Genomic DNA, 21,928 nt, shown 5'->3' on the forward strand with positions numbered 1-21,928 from the left:
TAGATGAAAGGGTTTTATAGAAACAGTCTTTTTTTACTGTTATTTCTTGTTTTTTTTGACGGCTTTGCGCAACCATCGAAATCAAAAACAGAGAAGCAACCTAACCTTGTTTTTATTTTTGCTGACCAATATAGGAGACCTTCTTTGGGCTTTTTGAACGAAGACCCTGTTGTTACGCCTAACATTGACAAACTTGCAAAAGAGGGGGTGTTTTTTAGCAAAGCCGTTGCTAACCATCCGCTTTGTAGTCCTTATCGAGGGATGTTGATGACAGGGAAATACCCGCTTTCTAATGGCGTAATTGCGAATTGCCAATCGTCACGAACAGAATTTGGGAATTACTTAAAAAAGGAAGAAATCACTTTTTCAGATGTCTTGGTTAATAATGGGTATAGTGCAGCTTATGTAGGCAAATGGCATCTAGACGGTCCTAAGCCTACTAAACCGGGAGAAAAAATGATTTGGGATACTTGGTGTCCTCCTGAAAATCGTCATGGTTTTACATTTTGGCATGCTTACGGGACCCACAATAGCCATAATACACCCTATTATTGGACTACAAATGCCAAAGAAAACGAAATAACAACTATCAAAGAATGGTCACCCATACATGAGGCCGATGTGATTATTGATTATTTAAAAAATCAAAATAATCAAAGAGCTAATGGCAAACCTTTTGCTTTGTTTTGGTCCATCAATCCTCCCCATACCCCTTTTACTCAAGTTCCTGATAAATATAAAAAACAGTATGAGGGAAGGGATTATAAGGAGTTGCTAAACCGTCCTAATGTACAGTTTACAAACAATAAAGAACTGAAAAGGGGCGATAGAGGTGTGGACGCTAGATTGCATCAAGCACCCGATTATTTCGCTTCTGTAAATGGTGTTGATGAACAAATCGGTAGAGTGATGCAACAGTTAAAAGATATGGGAATCTATGACAATACTATTATCGTTTTCTCAGCTGATCATGGCGAAATGCTAGGTAGTCAAGGACTGATGCATAAGAACGTTTGGTTTAGAGAGTCATATGAAATTCCGTTTATTGTTCATTATCCTAAAAAAGTAAAACCAAAAAACGAAGACTTGCTAATCAGCGTGCCCGATTATATGCCCACACTTTTAGGACTGATGGGATTAAGCCATCAAATACCAAAAACAATTGAAGGAAAAGATTTTTCGAATGTCTTTTATAATAAGTCGGTAATCCGACCGGATAAACAACTCTACTTTGGTTCTGAACCTGAAAATCCTAGTTCGGGTACTAGAGGATTTCGAAGTGCAGACTATACTTTTGCAGTTGTTAAAGATGAAAAAGGAAGCAAATTCTATTATTTATACAACGATAAAAAAGACCCGTATCAAATGACTAATTTATGGGGAATCGATAAAGATGTAGATAAAAAAATGGAAAGAGAGTTGGGAGTATTTCTTCGTCAAATGAAAGACCCTTGGAAATAGTATCGTCTCAATGAGTTTTAATAAAATGATAAGTAAACAAGATAGTTGTCTTGATAAATAATGTGATGTATGATTAATAATATGAAAAAAAGAGTTTTGGTTGTCATGACCTATCTAGGTTGTACTTTGGGTATGATGGCTCAAGAAAAACCGAATGTTGTGGTTTTTTTAGTTGATGATTTGCGCACCGAATTAGGTTGTTATGGCAATCCAATAGTAAAAAGCCCTAATATTGATGCCTTGGCCAAAGAGGGGGTGTTGTTTCAAAAGGCCTATGCACAGCAAGCCTTATGTGCGCCTTCTCGAATGAGCTTGTTGTCAGGTTTGCGCCCTGAAACATTCGGGATTTATTCGTTGTTTACTTCGTTTCGTTCTGTTCATAAAGAGGTGGTTACTTTGCCTCAATTTTTTAAAGCCAATGGGTACCAAACAGTCAGTGTAGGGAAGGTGTACCATCACGGTTTTGATGATAAAGATAGTTGGAGTATTCTTTTTCCGAAAGAAAGCAATTCTTGGGTAAAACCCGAAAACCTAGCTTTAATTGAGCGTCTAAAAAAATCAGGAAAAGGCAGTAATGGACCAGCCTATGAATGTGAAGAGGTAGAAGATGAAGCTTATAAAGACGGTCGTACGGTAAAAAATGCAATTGAAACACTTCAAAAGTTGAAAAACGATAAGTTTATGATGGTGGTAGGACTGACCAAACCCCATTTGCCTTTTAATGTGCCAAAAAAATATTGGGATTTATACAATAAAGAAGATTTTAAAGTCCCTTCAAAAGAAGAACCAAAGGATATGTACAAATTAGCATTGACCAATTGGGGCGAACTACGAGGGTATTATGGCATACCGCAGGAAGGCGTTTTGGATGATGAAATGACCAAAACATTGATACATGGCTACCATGCGAGCGTGAGTTACACCGATGCACAGGTAGGTAAGGTGATGAAGGCTTTGGAGCAACTAGACTTGCGCAAGAATACGATTGTCGTTTTTATGAGCGACCACGGCTGGAAACTAGGCGAATACGGTGCTTGGTGCAAACACAGTAATTTTGAACTCGATGTAAATGTACCTTTAATTATTAGCAGAGAAACTGGCTATAAAAACAGAGTGACCAATGCCAAATCCAATGCTTTAGTTGAAAATTTGGATTTATTCCCTACACTTGCCGACGCTTGTGGACTTAAAACACATCCCTTAGAAGGAAAAAGCCTTTTACCATTGGTAAATAACCCTAATCTTAAGTGGAGTCAAGGAGCTTATAGCGTGTTTCCTAGAGGTAAAAATATCATGGGTTTCACCTGTACCGATGGAACTTGGAGATACACGGAATGGTGGGACAACAAAGCACAAAAAACAATTGATAGGGAACTTTATACTTGTAAAGAAAATTATATGGTACGTGTCGAGAATCTTGCTAAAAACGCCAAAAACGCTAAAGAGGTTAAGCGAATGAAATTGTTATTAGAAAAACAATATCCATTACAACTTCGATCTTCGTATCCTCAAAATGACAAAGGGAGAAACGAAGGAGGGAGTGCTGAATAATTGAGGTAACTAATACCTATTTAGAATTTAATTTTTTGATATAGGAACCGAACTTTTCTTTTTGAAAGGTTCGGTTTTTTTGTTATTAATTCCAAAATCCTCATGAGGATTTAATGTTTTTTCCAATTAAAAAAAATCGGTCTAAATCCGTTTCATCTGTGTGATCTGTGTTCCAATTGCTACTCTAGGTTAATTATTCTTTTTTTATTGATTTTGATATATTTTCAGGATACTACAGGATACAGAAATAATTGTTTGATGATAATTTTGGTAGGTTGAATTTAAAGGATGAAAAGCACTGTCTTTCAGTAAGTTATACGCTGTAAATAAGAGGTGTCGTCTTTTAATCAACTTAAAGAATTAGTTTGTCCATTTGTAATTAAAAATTCATGGACAAATGCTGTTTTTTTAACCAAAAACTATCCAAAAACTAAACTAGAATTATGAAACCAAATCTCAAAATTAGAATAACTGTTTTTTTAATTGTTATTCTATCCTTACCGTCAATTGCACAGAGTTTGCAGCATCCTACAATTTATGCAACAGCAGCAGAGCGCTCGCAAATATTGAGTAAAATAAGTTCCAACTCTTGGGCTAATAGCATGGTGAATTCGATGAAATCAAACGTTGATTCCAAGATTACAGCTCACAATACTAATCCTGCCGCCACTTTTAGTACGGTAGATTTTTTTCCAGCTAACGACGCAAATTCAGAGGCCTATGCTTCACCTTATACCTCGGCTCACGGGAAAGTATTATCTACAGCGGCCTATTCGGCCATGCTGTATTATATTACTGAGGATGTCAAGTACGCCAGTTATTCGGCTGATATTTTGAATTATTATTTTGATAATTTATCGACTCGTACACTCGCTACAACAACTATTAGTGGAAACTATTTTTACGATCCTCGTACTACTTATGCGCAATTAGCTGTCGCTTATGATTTTGTTTATAATTATTTAAAAACGCCAGGAATAACGGTTTATAACAAGGCTACAAACACTCGTGTTTCTTATGATCATGCCCGTGCGCAAACGGTGATTAGAAACATTGCTGGAAATACCTTAAAAGAATCAGGAGGCTTGGATACACAAGGAAGCGTGGTTTCCAATCATCCTGTATTGACTGCTCCGGGTTCGCTGTTTTCAATCCTTTGTGTTGAAGATGATACCGAAAGAGAACGTATGTTTACTCTTTTTTGGGATCGAGGTACTAAGCGCCAAAATTCTTTTACCAAAACCATTTTAAAAATGTTCACGGAACAAGCGCTTTGGCCTGAATCGGTAAGTTATGGGTTTATGCCTAATGTTCAATTGATATTAAATTTGGTTGACAGAGTGAAACCGCAACTGAATGCAGGTGCCAATAATATAAAACTTTTTGAAAGTGCTTCTTTAATGGAAAATCTAAGGCTTCCTAATAGAACCTTTGTACGTTACGGTGATTCACATAGAACTAGTGATGGTACGGACGAAATTAGTAGATACGCTTTGAATTTTGCAAAAAGACGCGGTTATGCTAATATACAATCACAGGCAGAAATAGCATTAAAACAAAGTTTTCCTACCACAAATGGGTATAATACAAGTGTTCCTGCTACAGGTTTTGAGAATTATGTTGCTTTGGATTTGTTTTGGGGTGAGCCACTACCTAATACTTCTGTTGTAGCATTTGATTATAAACCAACAGTTATAATTAATCACGCGGGGGTAGCCTTGCAACGTAACTATGTTGCAGCGAATAATACGGAATATGGCTTGTGTGGCATCATTGGTGGGGCACATTATGTACATGCGCATTGTGCTGGAATTTCGATGGAATTGTATGGAGCGGGTGACGTTATGGCTGCAAACGGTGGCTTGCCTCCAACATTAGCCGAACGAAGCACCTTGCCTTTTCAAGGATATTTTAACAAATATGCAGGTAACAATACCGTTATTGTAAACGGAACTTCTCGTGGGACTTCTAAAACGGGTGCTTGGGGGAATGACAAATTTTTATACCAAGATCCTGTTGTAAATATAGCGTCAGAACCAAAACATTTAGAGAATCCTTTGAGTGCGAATTTTAGTTTTGCTACTCAGTTTATGGATGATAATGTTAACAATTGTGACCAACAACGTACCCTAAGTACGATTCGTACCAGTGCTACCTCAGGGTATTATTTTGATTTATTCCGTTCAAAATCATTAGGTACAAATAATTTTCATGATTATATCTACCATAATATTGGAGATGCAACCAGTCTTAAAGATGCTTCCAATAATACTCTTGTGGTTACACCGACTACAAAATACCAAGTAGTGGTAAACGATACGCAACAATCGCCAGGCTGGTTACAATTTGAAAACACTCAGTCAACAACAGGAATTAGCGATGCCGTTAAAATTCGTTTTGACCTTACTACAACGAATAAATACATGCACATGCTACTGCCTGCTGGTGTAACAAGAGAATATACAAAAGCACTAGGTCCAGCTACTTATGAGGCTAAAAATGGGTATGTGAGTAAGAAAACACAAATCATAGCTGTTAGACAAACTGGTGAGGCATGGAACAGGCCGTTTGTGTCAGTGTTCGAACCTTCTTCTAATGCCACTGCAACGGTTCAATCAGTAGAGAATATTACCGTTAATAATGTAATTGTGGGGGCCATTGTCAAAAGTAAATTGGCAGATAGAGAAACCACAGATTATATTATTTGTAATGAAAATAATACTGGAGATATTAGTCTTCCTCTATTGAATTTGACTTTCAAAGGTCGTTTTGCTATTGTTCGAACAGAGGTAAAGACCGATAAAAAGGATGTTACGCTTTACATTGGTGAAGGAACACAACTTAATTTTGAAAACTACGCTCTTACAGGGGATGCTGATAAAAAAGGACTTTTGGAAGTTAAGGATGTTATTTTAGCGGTTTCTTCTTTTGATAAAAGTAATGGAATTGAAATCATTCCAAATCCTGCAAAAGGAGTATTTAAAATTCAAATAAATGAGACATCTTGGAAAAAACTTACGATTTATGATATGTTAGGTAAAAAAGTGTATCAAAACAACTCAGGTCAAGGGTCACTTTTGCTAAATACAGAAGAGCATAACATGAAAGCGGGAGTGTATATTGTGGAATTTGTTGACAACCAAAACAAAAGATTTAGCTCTAAATTAGTAGTAAAATAATCGAACTAATATGTTCGCTAACTAATTTATAAACTAAAAGTACACCTTCAAACAGCTGATTTGATATCTTAATTCAATAAGTTGTTTGAAGGTTTTTTTTAAAATATATGAATAAATACAAACTTTGCCTATTTATTTTAGGAATCTACACCAGTAGTTTTGGGCAACATACCGTCATAAATGCTATCAATTGTAAAATATCAAGTCAAGAAAAGGAACAGGTAGAACTAATGGCGCAATATCAAATCAATTTTTATAAAAGAATATTTGATTTTGAACCTGCCATTGTAAACATTGACCTTATAGGAAAACATAAGGATTATCTAGCGCTATCACATCATACAAATGCAAAATATAAAACAGCTGGGTTTTATCAATCGACAACAAATAAGGCCTACGTTGATAAAACCAGAAGCAGTTACGTTAAAACCATCTATCATGAGATGCAACACGCATTGATACATCAAGTAGTACCGAATGTTCCAGCCTGGATAAACGAAGGTATGTCGGAACTTTTTGAGTGTTTTGAAGTCAGTAAAGAAGGAGTTACCCCAAGCATACAAGGATATAAATTCCTAAAAATGAAAGAGTATATAAGTCAAAACAAATTGAATTTAAGAGCCTTTTTAGGATTAAATCATGGGGAATGGCAAGCTGTTAATGGAACTGAGGAAGGGTATTCTTATACAGTTTCCTACTCTTTTGTGTGTTTTTTATTTATGAAATACCCCAATGCAGTTGAAAAGATTTTACAAAAGATTAAACAAGGTAAAACTTCGATACAAGCTATTGAATATGCTACAAAAAAAGATTTTACAGTTATTGAAGAAGAATTTAAAAAACAGATGAAATAGCGTATGGAAATCTACTAATGAAAATTTAATTGATTGTTCCATAATGTGGCTTTGGAAAAGCTAATTTGTTATTCCTGATAGGATGAAAAATTAAAGCAAATAAAACCTGACAGAACAGGATACTTTAATTGGTTTGTTAGGATAATTTTGGTAAGAAAAACCTAAAAAATCAATACTAATTAATGACTAAACTGATGACCATGAAAATCAATATTTATTTTTATTGCTTTTTGTATTGTGCTATAGCTTTTTCTCAAGGTAAAACGAATATAACCAATTCACAGAAAGTGGTAAACCTCTTGGATACTTATTTTAAGTTAGATAGGGAAACTATTCATGTACAATTCAACAAAGAAGTTTATGTTACTAATGAAATAGTAGGATTTAAAGGGTATGTATGGAGTAAGAATAATGAGGCACCAAATACGAATACCACAAATGTTAATGTAGTTATTTATGATAGTAATAATCAAGTGGTAAAAAAGCAATTATTGTATGCTAGTAATGGTACTTTTTCAGGGGCCATTCAATTGAATGAGTCATTCAAATCAGGATTGTATCATTTTCAGTTTTATACTAATTGGATGAATAATTTTAATGAAGATTATTCTTTTATTCAAACAGTAGAAATAATAAATAGGGATGAACCTTACGTAGTGAAGTCAAAAGCTCCAATATGGAGTACTACAAAAATTACTTTTACTCCCGAATCTTCAGTTATTATTGATGGAATTTATAATACTGTTGGTGTCAAAATCACCGATTGTAATCAAAAAGGAATTCAAGTAAACGATGTTGTTATATGGGGTTCTAAATCAAAAGAGGTGGCGCGATTTAATACCAATAAAGTGGGTAATGGCTATTTCACCTTTATCGCTGATAAAAGCGAAACCTATTTTTTAAAAATTAAAAATGAAAACATACAGCTCAACCAACCTTTACCAGCTGTTAACGATACAGGAATTGCCATTAGCTGCAATAACAATCTGCCTAAGAATAAATTAGCCATCGTCATTAAAACAAATGAAAAAGGTTTACCCTTATTTAACAATAAAAAATATACCTTACTTATTCATCAAAACGAAAAGATGGTTCTTAAAGAATTTACCTTTGCGAACAATGAATTAGAGCATACGCTGTTTTTTGATAAACAAAATATTTCCAATGGTGTCAATTCTATTCGTTTATTGGATGAAAACTTAAATCAAGTCACTCAAAAATTATTTTACCACTTTAGAAGTGAAAAAATGATCAGTCCTATTCAAACTAGAAGAACTGCAAATGATAGCGTGGTTCTTTATGGGAATTCGGATTTTAAAAAAGCGAATATCAGCATCAGTATTCTCCCAGAAAAAAGTCTCTGTAAAAATGAAGAGAAATCGATATTGGGTACTTTTTATCTAAATAATTTCCTGATAAAACCAGAAATAAACAATTACTTTTATTTTGATACACGAAACGATAATAGAAAACAGGATATTGAAGCTTTGATGCTTAATCAAAGTGAAAATAAATTTTCATGGAATGATATAAAAACAAAAACACCTGAAATTATTTATCCTTTCAATAAGGGAGTTACTGTCAAGGGTAAAGTAGAGACAAATTCTAATTTAAAGGCCAAAGGGAAACTGACGCTCATATCCACAAAAAATGATGTATTCGAAGAAACAACAATAAGCCCAAACGGCAACTTTAAATATGAGAATTTTTTCGCCCAAGATTCTACTGTATTTGTTTTTCAGGTAGCGAATGCAAATGGTAGTTCTAAATATTCTAGGATAGAAGCACGTGTAGAAAACAATGAAAGTAATTTTATATATCCCTTTAAATATGAAAAAGCAGTTTGTCCGACGGTTCAAAATCAACCAGAAGATAAATTTGTATTTAATAAAAATGCTATAGAATTAACGGGTTTATCTATTGTTTTAGATACAAAGAAACTATTTATTAATAAAGATTTAGTTAGCAATACGGCAACGGGTTTTAAAATAGACGAGGAGTACGGTACGGTTTTCGATTTTTTAAACCAAAAAGGGTATAGTACCGGGGTTGATAATGAAACAGGATACCCTTTTGTAAAAGACCGTACAGGATTAAATAAAGGAGTTACCCCAGCTTTTCGAATTGATAACAATCGAATAGCCGATTTGAATGAATTGTACTCTGTCTTTCTTTCAGATGTAGAGGAAATTTACATCGATAAAAATAATGCACGATTTATGGGTACCAGCTCTGTAATTGATATTTTTTTAAAGAAAGGTGCTGTGCGAAGTGGAGGCTATAAAATTAAACACAATCTTTTTATGGTTACAAAAGGTTATGCCAATGCTGTTGCTTTTAAAAATGCCTATTTTGAAACTTCAAAAGAATATTTGCTTTTTGGGACCTTAAATTGGACTCCATCAGTCATTATCGAAGAACAACCGAAATACCAAATTAAATTCCCAAGAGAAGGACAAAATGAAATTCAGGTAGTAATCGAAGGATTTTCCGAAGACGGTAAGTTGATATCCGAAATTCAAAAAATTAATTTTAGAGGATAGTTCACTATAAAAAAGTATAATAATTACTCACAAGTGTTTGTGCTAACGACAGCAGATAGGTTTAAGATAACTGGTCAAACAGTGTTTAGGTATTGAATAAGCCATTTAATTAACTGAAAAATTGATATGGCACTTCCTCCAATACCCCATAAATAACCTCTGTAAATTCTAGATCTTTTGTAGAAGCTATTGTCTTTGTCTAAAAAGTTGTTTTTTATGTGATCTATATAAGTCCAATAAAATATAACTAGACTGAAAAGTAAAACAAATAAAATAGTTAGAAAATTCTTTTCATTAAATTCCATGGTTAATAATTTGTGTTGTTAGAATTGAAATTAATCATATAATCAATCTCAGGCTTCGTTTGTAAGAACGATAAGTTAAAGAATGTTTTGGCTGACGTGTTAAAACCAGTCCCAAAAACCACGTTCTATAACTTCGAATTTTCCATCATTAACTTTTTTGATAAATTTATCTTCAAATAATTTAATGAGCTCAGGATGTTCTTCTCTATTTTTTCTAAATACACCAATATATTTTCCTTTAGAATTACAAATACTGAATAGCTCTAACCAAGGTAAACTGCCATTTGTATGTCTTTTTTTTGTTTTATATTCATAAACTTTATCCATTCTTGTAACAAATCCAAATTGTAATGAGTCTTTTCCTAAAATGACAACTCTAGTAATGCCTCCATTATCAGTGTTTTGAAGCTCTTTTTGAGTTAAATGAAATCTAGAATTTAACTCAGTAGTTGTTATTTCTGAAATTCTAGTCTCTAATTGTTCATAAGTCATATTTGAAAATTCGTATTCCATTATGGGGCCAGGAGACTTGGTAAAGAAATACATAAATACTCTTGCTCCTACAGAGAGTAAAATAAAGCAAGCTATTAAGCTTATAATACCTTTTATCATTTTATTAAATTTTAATTTCTTAATTCTTTTTCAGTAACTATAATTTCAAAAGCTTCCATGATGATAACAGCACTTTCTCTAGTTTCTAAACTAACTTTTAGACTATTTATAGTGTTTTTTCACTGTTATAGCGTGTTGAACTATCCGAGCAATTGAGATAAATTTATGCTAAAATTAGTAGGTTGTAAGATTTTGTTTAGCCTGTGCTGTCCTGAAGAATAATTCTAAAATCAGTTATTGGGTATATTAGGGCTATTATTTAATTGTTTTTCTGTTTTTACCCGACAATACAGGATAGTGTTCTTATATAGAAGTTTTATATTTGAAATGGTTTAGTTTGAAAAATTATTTTTAGAATAATTTTTAGTTTGTTTAGTTCTTAGAATAAAATCATTCTGTCTTTTTTTTACTAGAAAGATGGGATGATTTTTTGGTTTATGATTGCAGTGATGTCTTAAGATTTGAAATATGAATATAAAATTCTTTACAATAAGTAGTTTGGTTTTGTTTGTTTTTACACTTTCAGCAGCCCAAATAATTGCTCAGGTGGCCAATAACAAACAATCAATAAAGACTGAATCCCTACAGAAAGATGCGCAATTCTCAAGCGTAGCTTATGATGAACTTCTAAAAGTAAAAAAGAAACTAACAACTGATTCCTACTCTTCATTATACAAAAAGGTAATTCAAGAAGCAGATACCGCTTTGCTGAAAGGAACATATTCAGTCATGCAAAAAACACAAACGCCTGCCAGTGGCGATAAGCATGATTATTATTCTATTGGGCCTTATTGGTGGCCTGATCCTGCTAAACCTGATGGCTTACCATGGATACGAAAAGATGGAAAAGTCAACCCCTTAACAAGAGAAGGAAGTACTGATTTTGAAACCAAACAAAAAATGTTCAACAGTACGGAATCTTTGGCCTTAGCCTATTTCTTTTCGAATAAAAAACAGTATGCTACTAAAGCGCTAGAATTAATTCAAGTGTGGTTTGTTAACGAAGATACCAAGATGAATCCCAACCTCAATTTTGCTCAAGGCGTACCGGGTGAAAATGCAGGTAGGGGAATCGGAATTATTGAATTTGCAGATGTTACTAAGGTGCTAACAGCAATTGAAATTTTAGAGTTAAACCAACAAATGGATGCTAAAACCAGTCAAGCCTTACGAAAATGGTTTACAGATTATGCGTATTGGTTGCAAACCAGTGAAAATGGCGTTTTTGAAAAAAACACTAAAAACAACCACGGAACGCATTATGACACGCAGTTAATTGAAATTTTGTTGTTTTTAAATAAAACAGCCGAAGCCAAACAAATTTTGGAAGCCGTAAAAACAGAGCGCATTGCCAAACAAATTCAGTCCAATGGAGCACAACCTTTGGAACTAGCTAGAACCAAAGCGCTATCTTATAGTACGATGAATTTGAGAGGTTTTACTGAATTGGCCGTTTTAGGAAAAAAGCTGGGTGTTGATTTATGGAATTATAAGGCGGCTAATGGCGCTAGCATAATCAATGCCTTCGAATTTTTGAAACCCTACGCTAAGGGAGAAAAAAAATGGGATTATAAACAAATAGCTGATGAGGAAAAAGCTATAAAAAACTTGAAAGAACTGTTTGCAATGGCGGGTAGTGAATTTAATAAGGAAGAGTATTGCCAAATAGGTAGAGATAAAAAAGTATCACTCCACTCTTTACTGCACGAATGTAATTAATTAACTTAAAATAAAAAATCATGCAAAGACTTGCCTTTAAAATGAAATTGAATCCAGGTCAAAAAGAGGCCTACACTAAACGTCATAACGAACTGTGGCCGGAACTTCATGCGCTTTTAAAAGAAAATGGAGTGAGTGAATATTCTATATTTTTGGATGAAGAAACCCATACACTTTTTGCTTTTCAAAAAGTTTCGGGTGCTGGTGGTTCACAAGATTTAGCTTCTAATGAAGTTGTAAAAAAATGGTGGGACTTTATGGCTGATATTATGGAGACAAATCCTGATAACTCCCCAGTTTCAGTGCCTTTAGAAGAGGTGTTTTATATGCCTTAATAATGATAATGGTTTGTAGAAAAGGAGGTTAGCTTGGTAAGTTAATCTCCTTTTTTTGGATATAAAAACAAATACCGGCAGTGGAAAAAGGATTTTTTGATGCAAGTAGAGACTAATACGCCCCTACAACACAGGATAGTTGAATTGATAAGTTTTAATAATTTTAGAAATATTTTCTAATTAACCAATCAACTATCTATAATGAAAAGAAGGTCATTTGTACAGTTATCCGCTTTGGGAAGTTTTGGCTTGATGCTACCCTTGTATGCTTGCAAGTCGGGCAGTATTTTTAATAGCCATCAAGAAGATTTGACGGACTTTGAAACCAATGCTTTCCAATTACTGACCACTTGGTGCGACGCAATGATTCGTGATCAAATAAACAATCCTAATGATAGTGTAACTCATGGCGCCTTGTATTGTCATGCCTGTGAGAAGATTCATGGTCGCTGTCAAGAAGCTGTTTATCCATTTTTGTACATGGCCGATAAAACGGGGGATAAAAAATACCTAGAGGCCGCTATCAAAGTGATGGATTGGTCGGTAAACGTTGATTTACCAGATGGCAGTTGGACCAACATGTTAGACCCAAAATCGTGGTATGGTACTACTGTTTTTGGTGTAATTGCCTTAGGCGAAGCCTTACATTATCACGGACATTTGTTGCCCAAAGAGACTAAAACAAAATGGGAGAACCGATTAAAAAGAGCAACCGATTTTGTATATAAAACATTTGACGATCATTTTAGTCATATCAATTACCGCTTTACCGCTATTTATGCCCTTTCTTTTATGGGGGATTATTTTAACGAAGAAAAATATAAAACCAGAAGTAAAGAATTAGCCTTGCTGATTCCGAAATACCTAACAGAACCTAATAAATTATTATTTGGCGAAAATCATCCAGACGATAAAAAAAGTGCCAAAGGATTACTGCCTGTTGACATAGGCTACAATGTTGAAGAGAGTTTAAATGCAGTGGTGCAATATGCAGTGCATACAAAAGATGAGGAGTTGTTAAAATTATTGACTCAATCTTTAAATAGTCACTTAGAGTTTATGCTACCTGATGGGGCTTGGGACAACAGTTTTGGTACACGCCAAAACAAATGGACTTATTGGGGCAGTAGAACTACGGATGGTTGCCAACCGGCTTTTTCATTGTTGGCCGACAGAAATCCTGCTTTTGGAACTGCCGCCGTTTTGAGTACCGAATTATTGCAACGTTGTACCGTCAACGGACTTTTAGCAGGTGGTTTGCATTACCAAACGCATGGCGTAAAACCCTGTATGCACCACACCTTTGCCCATGCCAAAAACCTAGCTTTTGTGATGGACAATGCCAAGAAACTAAAAAAGGTAAACAAAAAAACACCTCTTCCAAGAAGTTCAAATGATGGAGTAAAGCATTTTCCGGAACTTGATGTTTGGTTAGCAGCTAGAGGACCTTGGCGAAGCACCGTTTCATCCTATGATCAGATTTTTAAGAAAGAAAAATCAGTAGCGGCTACAGGAGGTTCGTTAGCTGTTTTATGGCATGAAAAAGTAGGGCCATTATTTACCGCCAGTATGGTCGAATACTTGTTGGTCGAACCTTATAACCAACAAGAACAAGAAGGCGAGGATTTTTGTTTAACTCCTCGTATTGAGCGATTTGTCAACGGAGTTTGGTACACAAACCTACAGGATTTAAAAGCCAAAGTAAACTTCAAAGACGAAAAAGGAATCATTGATTTTGCTATTGAAACCGCCCTGACCAACAATAAAAAAGAAACCCTAGTATCAGGCGGTGATTTCAAACTGAATTATCTTTTTGATAAAAATCAAACGACTATCAAAGCCCAAAGAACTACTTCCGAAGCAAATGGAGATACACTGGTATTGCCTGTTATTTCGCCTACAGGAGAGAAAGTAGTACAAGTTTCGGCTACTAAAATCGAAATTCATAAAAAAGAAGGGATTGTTGTTGTTGAATCGAATGTGCCACTTTCGATTAAAAAAATGGATAAAGAACGTATTTTTAATCAAGTACCCGGAATGGAAGTAGTACCAGTATTAGTGTCTTTTCCTAAAAACACCAAAGAGGTGATTTGTACAATTTCGGTTGTTTAGAAAAAAATTAGGTTGTATTGAGTAAAATAATCAAATTCAATTAAATAAACTGATTTCAGATTTGTTTCTAAAGCTATTGAGGACCACAATGTCAGTCTGAGCTTGTCGAAGACCTCATATGATAAATATCGACTTCTGAAAATCTTTGATAATGTGATAATTGGGATTAAAATTAACTAATTAAAAAAAAACTAATAGTAAAATATTTTAAAAATGAAAATTCATAAAATAACTGGTTTGCTTGCGTGCTTTGTGATGATGCAAGTATATTGTCAACACACAAATAAAACTGCAAATAAAACGAAACCCAATATTGTTTTTATCCTCACCGACCAATGGAGAGGTTCGGCCACAGGCTACAATGGTGACCCTAATGTAAAAACGCCTAATTTGGATAAATTAGCCAAAGAAGCGGTCAATTTTACCAATGCAGTTTCAGTTACTCCTGTATGTACGCCGCATCGAGCGGCTTTGCTCACAGGAAAATTCCCCACCACAACAGGGATGTTCTTGAATGATATTTATTTACCATCAGAAGAATTATGCATGGCAGAAATTTTCAAGGCCGAAGGCTACAACACCGCCTATTGGGGCAAATGGCATTTAGACGGCCATGGTCGCGAAAATAATGTAGCACCCGAAAGACGTCAAGGATTTGATTATTGGAAAGGGATGGAATGTGATCACGACTACAACAAGGAACATTATTATGCGAATAACGATCCTGTGAAAAAATTCTGGGATGGCTATTCTCCATTTGCTATTACTAAGGATGCAAATCAATACTTGGCCGATCATGCCAAGGACAAAAAACCTTTTTTAATGCTTATTTCATTAGCAACGCCTCACTATCCGCACGACAGCGCTCCTGAAAAGTATAAAAATATGTATCCTCCAAAGGATTTGGTTTTAGCACCTAATATTCCTGATAATTTGAAAGACAATGTTAGGAAAGAGTTACAAGGGTATTACGCACACTGTACAGCTACTGACGAGGCTATCGGAACGGTTTTGGAACAAATCAAAAAGCTTAATTTGTCTGACAACACTATTATTGTGTTTACGGCTGACCATGGTGAAATGATGGGCGGACATGGCGTAAAACCATTTGTGAAACAATTGGCTTGGGATGAGTCTGTACGTGTTCCTTTTTTAATTTCTTATCCAAATATCAAAAATAACAAAGGCAAAACAGTTCAGGCGCCTATCACCACTCCTGATATTTTACCTTCCTTATTGGGTTTAACTGATATTGCTATCCCAAAAGGTATTGAAGGTGAAGATATCTCTTCATTAATTAAAAATCCAGATCCAAAAGCGGATCGAGCGGCTTTGGTAATGAATGTTAGTCCTTTTGGGTCTAATTTTAATGACACAGAGTATCGTGCTATTAGAACCAAACAATATACTTATATACGCACCCCTGAAGGAGCTTCTAATTTGTACGACAATTTAAAAGACCCTTATCAAATGACAAATTTGCTAGATAAATCAGATTATAAAAAGATTCAAATAGATTTAGAGAAGCAACTCAACAATGAATTAAAAAGAATAGGTGACGATTTTAAACCAAGAGAATTCTATATGAAAAAATGGAATTATATTCTTGATTCATCTAAAAGAGCCATTGATTTTAGGAATTGGGATAAAGGCGAAGGCAAGGTGATTTCACCAAAAAAACAAAATTAGTTCAAGAAAAAGGTTTAGTCGATAGCAATAATTAAATAGATGAAATCGCCATTACCTAGAAGTTTGCGCAAGCAAATGAAATTCGCAAAACAGATATGAAAAATACGTACAAGGGTTTATTTTTATGTAAAATGCTGTTTCTTATTCTGACTTTGTATTCTTTTACGGTCAAAGATGGCATTACTGCTCCTATTCAGCTAACCATTAGCGAAGGGTTAACCAATCCATTAGGGTTTTATGATAGTAAGCCAAGCTTTTCTTGGAAACTTCCTGTGGGTGTTACATCACAATCTGCTTATACGATTGTAGTGGCTAGTTCTCCTAAATTATTGCCCAATAATCCTGATTTATGGAATAGTGGAAAAGTGAATGCAGACCAAAGCTTGAATGTAAATTATAATGGAAAAAAATTAGACTCCAGACAAAAAGTCTATTGGCAAGTTAAATATTGGGACGATAAAGGAGCCGAATCCAAATGGAGTGAAATGGCTCATTTTGAATTGGGACTGTTGCAAAATAGTGATTGGAAAGCAAACTGGATTTCGGTTCCTCCAACAGAGTTGAACGAAATTAGCGGTAAAAATTCAGTGCTTTTCAGACCGCAATACCTTCGGAAACAAATCAACATCCATTCAAATATCAAAAAAGCACGTTTGTATATCACAGCCAAAGGTGTTTTTGAAGCCTATATCAACGGTGCAAAAATAGGTACAGATGTAATGACTCCAGGTTGGACGCCGTTTGATAAAAGCATCAGCACCTTGACTTATGATGTGACAGATATGCTCATGAAAGGAGAGAATGTGCTAAGTGCGATTTTGGCCGAAGGCTGGCATTCAGGGCGCATCCATTTACGAAGAGCGGCTACCAAAGAAGATGTACCTTATTTATTGTGCCAATTAGAAATAGAAACGAATAAAGGCAAACAGATTATTGTTACTGATAAAAGTTGGAAGGTTTCTTTAAAAGGACCTATACGCGAATCGAATATTTATGATGGCGAAATCTACGATGCCAATTTCAATTTAGGTAAATGGCAATTCAATGGTTATGATGATTCGAATTGGCTTCAGGTGGTGGAACAAAAACCAGCGGAAACTGTTTTATTGTTGCCAAAGCGTTATCAAACGGTCAAAGACAAAGAAACGATTTCGGTTAAAACCTTGACCGAACCTGTAGCAGGGAAACCTATTTTTAATTTTGGACAAAATAATGTTGGCGTTCCTCTAATTAAAGTACCCATGAAAAAAGGGGATACCTTAACCGTTCGCTTTGCCGAAATGCTCAACACCGATGGTACCATGTACACCGGAAATTATAGAGGAGCCAAATCAACGGATTATTATATTGCCGCCAAAGACGGTTTGATAGAATGGCGACCACAGTTTACTTTTCACGGCTATCAATACATTGAACTAAGTGGTTTTGACCCTAAAGCAAAACCTCAGAAAGATTGGGTTACTGCCATTGTACAATATTCTGATTTTAAGTTAAATGGTACTTTTGCTTCTTCGCATGAAAAATTAAATCAACTGCAAAGTAACATTTCTTGGGGACTGAAAGGAAACTTTTTTGACATCCCAACAGATTGCCCGCAACGAGATGAACGCTTAGGCTGGACAGGTGATGCACAAGTGATTGCGCCTACCGCTATTTATAATGCAGATATGTATGCGTTTTGGGCTAATTATTTGCAAAGTATGCGTCAAGAACAAATGGACAATGGTGCCATTCCAAATGTGATTCCGAATAATCTAGGAAAAGGAAATTCTTCGGGTTGGGGTGACGCTTGTACCGTAATTCCATGGGAAATTTATTTTAGAACAGGAGACAAACGCATACTCGAAGACAATTACGAGATGATGAACCGTTGGCTGGGTTATTATGCTTCTAAAGCCAATGGAAATATTGTGAGTATGCAATCTTTTGGGGACTGGTTACAGCCTTTTTCTCAACCATTAGAAAGTAATAGAATGGGACGTCGTGGCGATACTCCCGCTGATTTTATCTCTACGGCTTACTATGCCAAATCGGTAGAATTGACCATGCGTACGGCTGCCGTTTTAGGGAAAACAGCTGAGGCTCAAAAACTCCAAAAATTACATAATGAAATCAAAAAGGCTTTCGGAAATAAATTCTTTGACAATAATGGCCGTACCACCAGTAAAATGGAAACCCAAACGCAATATTTACTAGCACTTGATTTTGATTTAATTTCTAAAGAAAATACCCAAAAAGCAGGAGTACATTTAAAACGTGTGATTGCCGATTGTGACAATCATTTGCGTACAGGTTTTTTAGGAACACCGATTCTTCCCCTTGTTTTGGATAAAATAGGAGAAACGGATTTGATGTACAGCATTCTTTTTAAAGAGAGTTATCCTTCTTGGTTTTACTCCATCAATCAAGGCGCAACCACTATGTGGGAGCGTTGGGATAGTTATACGTTGAAAGACGGTTTCCACAAAGACGGTATGAACTCCTTTAATCATTATGCTTATGGTGCCATTGGTCGCTGGATGTACGAGCGTATTGCGGGAATCAAACCTATAGCAGCAGGCTATAAAGAAATCGAAATTGCACCCGTTCTTGGTGGGCCATTAACAGCTGCTAGTGCTAGTTATGATTCGCCTTACGGTAAAATAAATTCGTCTTGGAAATTTGAAAATGGAAACTTTAATTTGGAGGTAACCGTTCCTTCCAATACCACAGCCAAAATTGTGATACCAGCCGATACCAGCAAAGAGTTATTAATGAATGGCAGCAGTTTTAAAAATAATACAGCCATACAATTAGACCTTAAAACAGATAAGACTTTTGTGCTAATAGCTGCAGCAGGAACCTACCGTTTTACATCCAAAGTCAAAAAATAAAAACCAAAGATGAAAAATAATTTTTTAATCATATACGTTTTTCTATTGCAAACTTTTTGTTCGCAATTAACAGCGCAAATTAAATATACGGTCAATGATGCATGGCAGTTTGTTCAAGATAAATCGATTACTGAAATTAACCAACTGAAAAATCATAAAGGTGTAAAAGTCGCTATTCCGCATACTTGGAATGACAAAGATGTGATGGATGAAGAAGAAGGTTTTTACCGTGGTGCCGGTTGGTACACTAAAACCATCAAAATCCCAACGGCTTACAAGGATAAGGAAGTTTTTCTGTTTTTTGAAGGCGTTGCTATGGTGTCTGAAGTGTATATCAATAATAAATTGGCCAATAAACACGTAGGCGGTTTTACTCGTTTTGTGGTGCCAGTTTCTAAATTCATCGATTTTGATACTTCCAAAAACTCTACTTCATTTACGGTAGTAGTAAAAGCCGATAATTCGTATGATGATGATGTGCCACCCTTGCATGCCGATTTTACTTTTTTTGGCGGAATCTATCGCGATGTGAATTTGGTAGTGACTGATAAAGTGCATTTTAGTATCGAAGAAGATGCTGCCAATGGGGTCTTTGTCACGACTCCAAAAGTATCAGCACAAAAAGGCGAGGTACAACTGAAAGTAAAAATCAAGAACGATGATAAAGCCAATCAGAATGTAAAATTGGTAACCAAATTAATTGGCCCAAATCAGCAATTGGTTTCAGAGAAAGTGCAAACGCTTAAGCTAAAATCAGGTATTGCCAATGAGTTTAATTTTGCGTTAAATTCGGTTACAAACCCCGAATTATGGTCGCCTGATACGCCTAATTTATACAAAGTAGTTTGTGAAATTTTCGATGCAAAAAACAACCAAAAAATTGATGAGTCAACCAATTCCTTAGGGTTTCGATGGTTTGCATTTGATGTTGACAAAGGTTTTTTCTTGAACGGAAAACATTTAAAATTAGTTGGAACCAACCGCCATCAAGATTTTAAAGACATTGGGAATGCCGTTCCAGACCACATTCATGTGGAAGATATTTTGCGAATGAAGGAAATGGGGAGTAATTTTTTGCGCATAGCGCATTACCCACAAGACCCCATTATCCTTGAAATGTGTGACCGATTGGGAATTTTAACTACGGTGGAAACTCCAATTGTGGATACCGTTACCGAGTCAGAGGCTTTTACTCAAAATTGTTTGAGTGCGCAATTGGAAATGATTCGTCAAAATTACAACCACCCCAGTTTGATTATTTGGGCGTATATGAACGAGGTAATTTTGCATCCTCGATATGGTAATGATAAAGAACGTTACAAAAAATACACGAACTATATTGTGGAATTGGCTCAAAAAATCGAGAAGCTAACCCGTGCCGAAGACCCATACCGCTATACGATGATTCCGAACCATAATGGACTAGAACGCTATCATGAAGCTGGATTGACTGAGGTTCCAATGATTGTAGGCTGGAATATTTATCTGGGTTGGTACGGTGGTTCTTATGACTTACTGCCTGAGAGAATTGAAAAATTTCATTCGACGATAAAAAAAACAATGATAATTACAGAGTACGGTGCAGGAGTGGACCCAAGGTTGCATACTCTAAATCCGATGCGTTTTGATTATTCACAGGAATACGGAACCGAATTTCATAAATACTATCTTGAATATTTTATGAAACAAGATTTTGTAGCCGGTGTCAACGTATGGAATTATGCCGATTTTAACTCAGAAGACCGTATCGATGCGGTACAAAGTATCAATAATAAAGGTTTAGTTGGTCTGGACAGAAAACCCAAAGATGTGTTTTATTACTACCAAGCTTCTTTGTTGTCCAAACCATTTTTAGCCATTGCTACCAAAACTTGGAACCAACGTTCGCAAGTAGAAGATAAAGAGGGGGCAGGAGTGGCAACAATGCAAGTGCAAGTTTTTTCGAATCAAAATGAAGTAACACTTTTTATAAATGGAAAAAGTTTAGGAGCCAAAAAAGTAGAAGATAAAATTGCAATTTTCAATGTCCCTTTTGTTGACGGAATCAATCAGTTAGTAGCAAAAAGTGGCGATATAGTCGAAGATTTTTCGACTATTCGTGTCAATATTATTCCAATTTCGTTAAAAAACTTTCCAGCCACAGGATTTTCTATAAATGTAGGAGACCAACGCTTTTTTTATGATGATAAAATAGACCAAGCTTGGTTGTTTGATAAAGAATACACCCCAGGAAGTTGGGGGCACATTGGCGGAAAGCCTTATGTACGTCCTGAAAAAAATGTGCAACAACCTTATGGAGCGAAGCAAACCATCAAAGGAACTTTTAACGACCCTATTTACCAAACGCAGTTGGTAGGCATTGAGCAATACCGCTTTGATGTGCCGCCTGGTCTGTATGAAATCAAATTGCATTTTGCCGAATTAGAAGGTTCAAAAGCGAAGCATCTAGCTTTTGATTTAATTGAAGAATCGAAGGAGGTTACTAAAGTGACTAACCGTAAGTTTTCGATACTGATTAATGATAAAAAAGTAATTGCAAATCTGGATTTATTGGGAGATTATGGCGAATACCAAGCGGTCAAAATTAAATCGGAAGTGAGTGTCAAAGAAGGCGAACCATTGCTAGTGAATTTCAAAAAGATAGTAGGAGAGCCTGTTTTGAATGCGATTGAGATTTATAAAAAAATGTAAAACG

General features: G+C 35.4%; 12 protein-coding genes. 11 read left to right on the forward strand and 1 reads right to left on the reverse strand.

Annotation, left to right across the window (positions count from 1 at the left end; translation table 11 throughout):
* Positions 1-3 precede the first annotated feature (3 nt).
* The 5 genes from SLW70_RS09275 (at position 4) to SLW70_RS09295 (ending at position 9,588) form a co-directional block, all read left to right on the forward strand.
* Complete coding sequence (locus SLW70_RS09275; protein ID WP_320888036.1) at positions 4-1,461, forward strand: sulfatase; 1,458 nt, start codon at positions 4-6, stop codon at positions 1,459-1,461.
* A gap of 81 nt (positions 1,462-1,542) precedes the next feature.
* A complete protein-coding gene (locus SLW70_RS09280) occupies positions 1,543-3,012 on the forward strand; it encodes a sulfatase (RefSeq protein ID WP_320888037.1) in 1,470 nt (489 codons plus the stop codon).
* A gap of 443 nt (positions 3,013-3,455) precedes the next feature.
* Positions 3,456-6,191 carry a T9SS type A sorting domain-containing protein gene (locus SLW70_RS09285; RefSeq protein WP_320888038.1) on the forward strand — a complete coding sequence of 912 codons (2,736 nt, stop codon included), beginning with the start codon at positions 3,456-3,458 and terminating at the stop codon, positions 6,189-6,191.
* A gap of 107 nt (positions 6,192-6,298) precedes the next feature.
* The gene (locus SLW70_RS09290; protein ID WP_320888039.1) at positions 6,299-7,045 is read left to right on the forward strand and encodes a hypothetical protein; all 747 of its coding nucleotides are present in this window, start codon (positions 6,299-6,301) and stop codon (positions 7,043-7,045) included.
* 200 nt (positions 7,046-7,245) lie between these two features.
* A complete protein-coding gene (locus tag SLW70_RS09295) occupies positions 7,246-9,588 on the forward strand; it encodes a hypothetical protein (protein ID WP_320888040.1) in 2,343 nt (780 codons plus the stop codon).
* A gap of 404 nt (positions 9,589-9,992) precedes the next feature.
* Here SLW70_RS09295 and SLW70_RS09300 read toward each other — a convergent pair whose 3' ends face one another.
* Positions 9,993-10,505, reverse strand: a complete 513-nt coding sequence (locus SLW70_RS09300) for a hypothetical protein (RefSeq protein ID WP_320888041.1) — start codon at positions 10,503-10,505, stop codon at positions 9,993-9,995.
* Positions 10,506-10,973: 468 nt separating this feature from the next.
* Between SLW70_RS09300 and SLW70_RS09305 the strand changes: the two genes are divergently transcribed.
* The 6 genes from SLW70_RS09305 (at position 10,974) to SLW70_RS09330 (ending at position 21,924) form a co-directional block, all read left to right on the forward strand.
* Positions 10,974-12,224, forward strand: coding sequence for an alginate lyase family protein (locus SLW70_RS09305; RefSeq protein ID WP_320888042.1), 1,251 nt, complete (start codon positions 10,974-10,976; stop codon positions 12,222-12,224).
* 20 nt (positions 12,225-12,244) lie between these two features.
* A complete protein-coding gene (gene rhaM / locus SLW70_RS09310) occupies positions 12,245-12,559 on the forward strand; it encodes an L-rhamnose mutarotase (RefSeq protein ID WP_320888043.1) in 315 nt (104 codons plus the stop codon).
* 201 nt (positions 12,560-12,760) lie between these two features.
* Positions 12,761-14,671, forward strand: a complete 1,911-nt coding sequence (locus tag SLW70_RS09315) for a hypothetical protein (protein ID WP_320888044.1) — start codon at positions 12,761-12,763, stop codon at positions 14,669-14,671.
* 213 nt (positions 14,672-14,884) lie between these two features.
* Positions 14,885-16,360 carry a sulfatase gene (locus tag SLW70_RS09320; RefSeq protein ID WP_320888045.1) on the forward strand — a complete coding sequence of 492 codons (1,476 nt, stop codon included), beginning with the start codon at positions 14,885-14,887 and terminating at the stop codon, positions 16,358-16,360.
* A gap of 95 nt (positions 16,361-16,455) precedes the next feature.
* Positions 16,456-19,233: a family 78 glycoside hydrolase catalytic domain gene (locus SLW70_RS09325; protein WP_320888046.1), complete on the forward strand. Its 2,778-nt coding sequence runs from the start codon at positions 16,456-16,458 to the stop codon at positions 19,231-19,233.
* 9 nt (positions 19,234-19,242) lie between these two features.
* Positions 19,243-21,924, forward strand: a complete 2,682-nt coding sequence (locus SLW70_RS09330; protein ID WP_320888047.1) for a glycoside hydrolase family 2 TIM barrel-domain containing protein — start codon at positions 19,243-19,245, stop codon at positions 21,922-21,924.
* Positions 21,925-21,928: the final 4 nt, after the last annotated feature.

The sequence above is a fragment of the Flavobacterium sp. NG2 genome (assembly GCF_034119845.1).
Lineage (GTDB): Bacteria > Bacteroidota > Bacteroidia > Flavobacteriales > Flavobacteriaceae > Flavobacterium.

Bases quoted from the DNA above. Each gene is read 5' to 3' on its own strand.
- SLW70_RS09295 (WP_320888040.1), top strand. From the start codon at position 7,246: ATGAAAATCAATATTTATTTTTATTGCTTTTTGTATTGTGCTATAGCT.
- SLW70_RS09280 (WP_320888037.1), top strand. From the start codon at position 1,543: ATGAAAAAAAGAGTTTTGGTTGTCATGACCTATCTAGGTTGTACTTTG.
- SLW70_RS09275 (WP_320888036.1), top strand. From the start codon at position 4: ATGAAAGGGTTTTATAGAAACAGTCTTTTTTTACTGTTATTTCTTGTT.
- SLW70_RS09305 (WP_320888042.1), top strand. From the start codon at position 10,974: ATGAATATAAAATTCTTTACAATAAGTAGTTTGGTTTTGTTTGTTTTT.
- SLW70_RS09315 (WP_320888044.1), top strand. From the start codon at position 12,761: ATGAAAAGAAGGTCATTTGTACAGTTATCCGCTTTGGGAAGTTTTGGC.
- rhaM (WP_320888043.1), top strand. From the start codon at position 12,245: ATGCAAAGACTTGCCTTTAAAATGAAATTGAATCCAGGTCAAAAAGAG.
- SLW70_RS09285 (WP_320888038.1), top strand. From the start codon at position 3,456: ATGAAACCAAATCTCAAAATTAGAATAACTGTTTTTTTAATTGTTATT.
- SLW70_RS09290 (WP_320888039.1), top strand. From the start codon at position 6,299: ATGAATAAATACAAACTTTGCCTATTTATTTTAGGAATCTACACCAGT.
- SLW70_RS09325 (WP_320888046.1), top strand. From the start codon at position 16,456: ATGAAAAATACGTACAAGGGTTTATTTTTATGTAAAATGCTGTTTCTT.
- SLW70_RS09330 (WP_320888047.1), top strand. From the start codon at position 19,243: ATGAAAAATAATTTTTTAATCATATACGTTTTTCTATTGCAAACTTTT.
- SLW70_RS09300 (WP_320888041.1), bottom strand. From the start codon at position 10,505: ATGATAAAAGGTATTATAAGCTTAATAGCTTGCTTTATTTTACTCTCT.
- SLW70_RS09320 (WP_320888045.1), top strand. From the start codon at position 14,885: ATGAAAATTCATAAAATAACTGGTTTGCTTGCGTGCTTTGTGATGATG.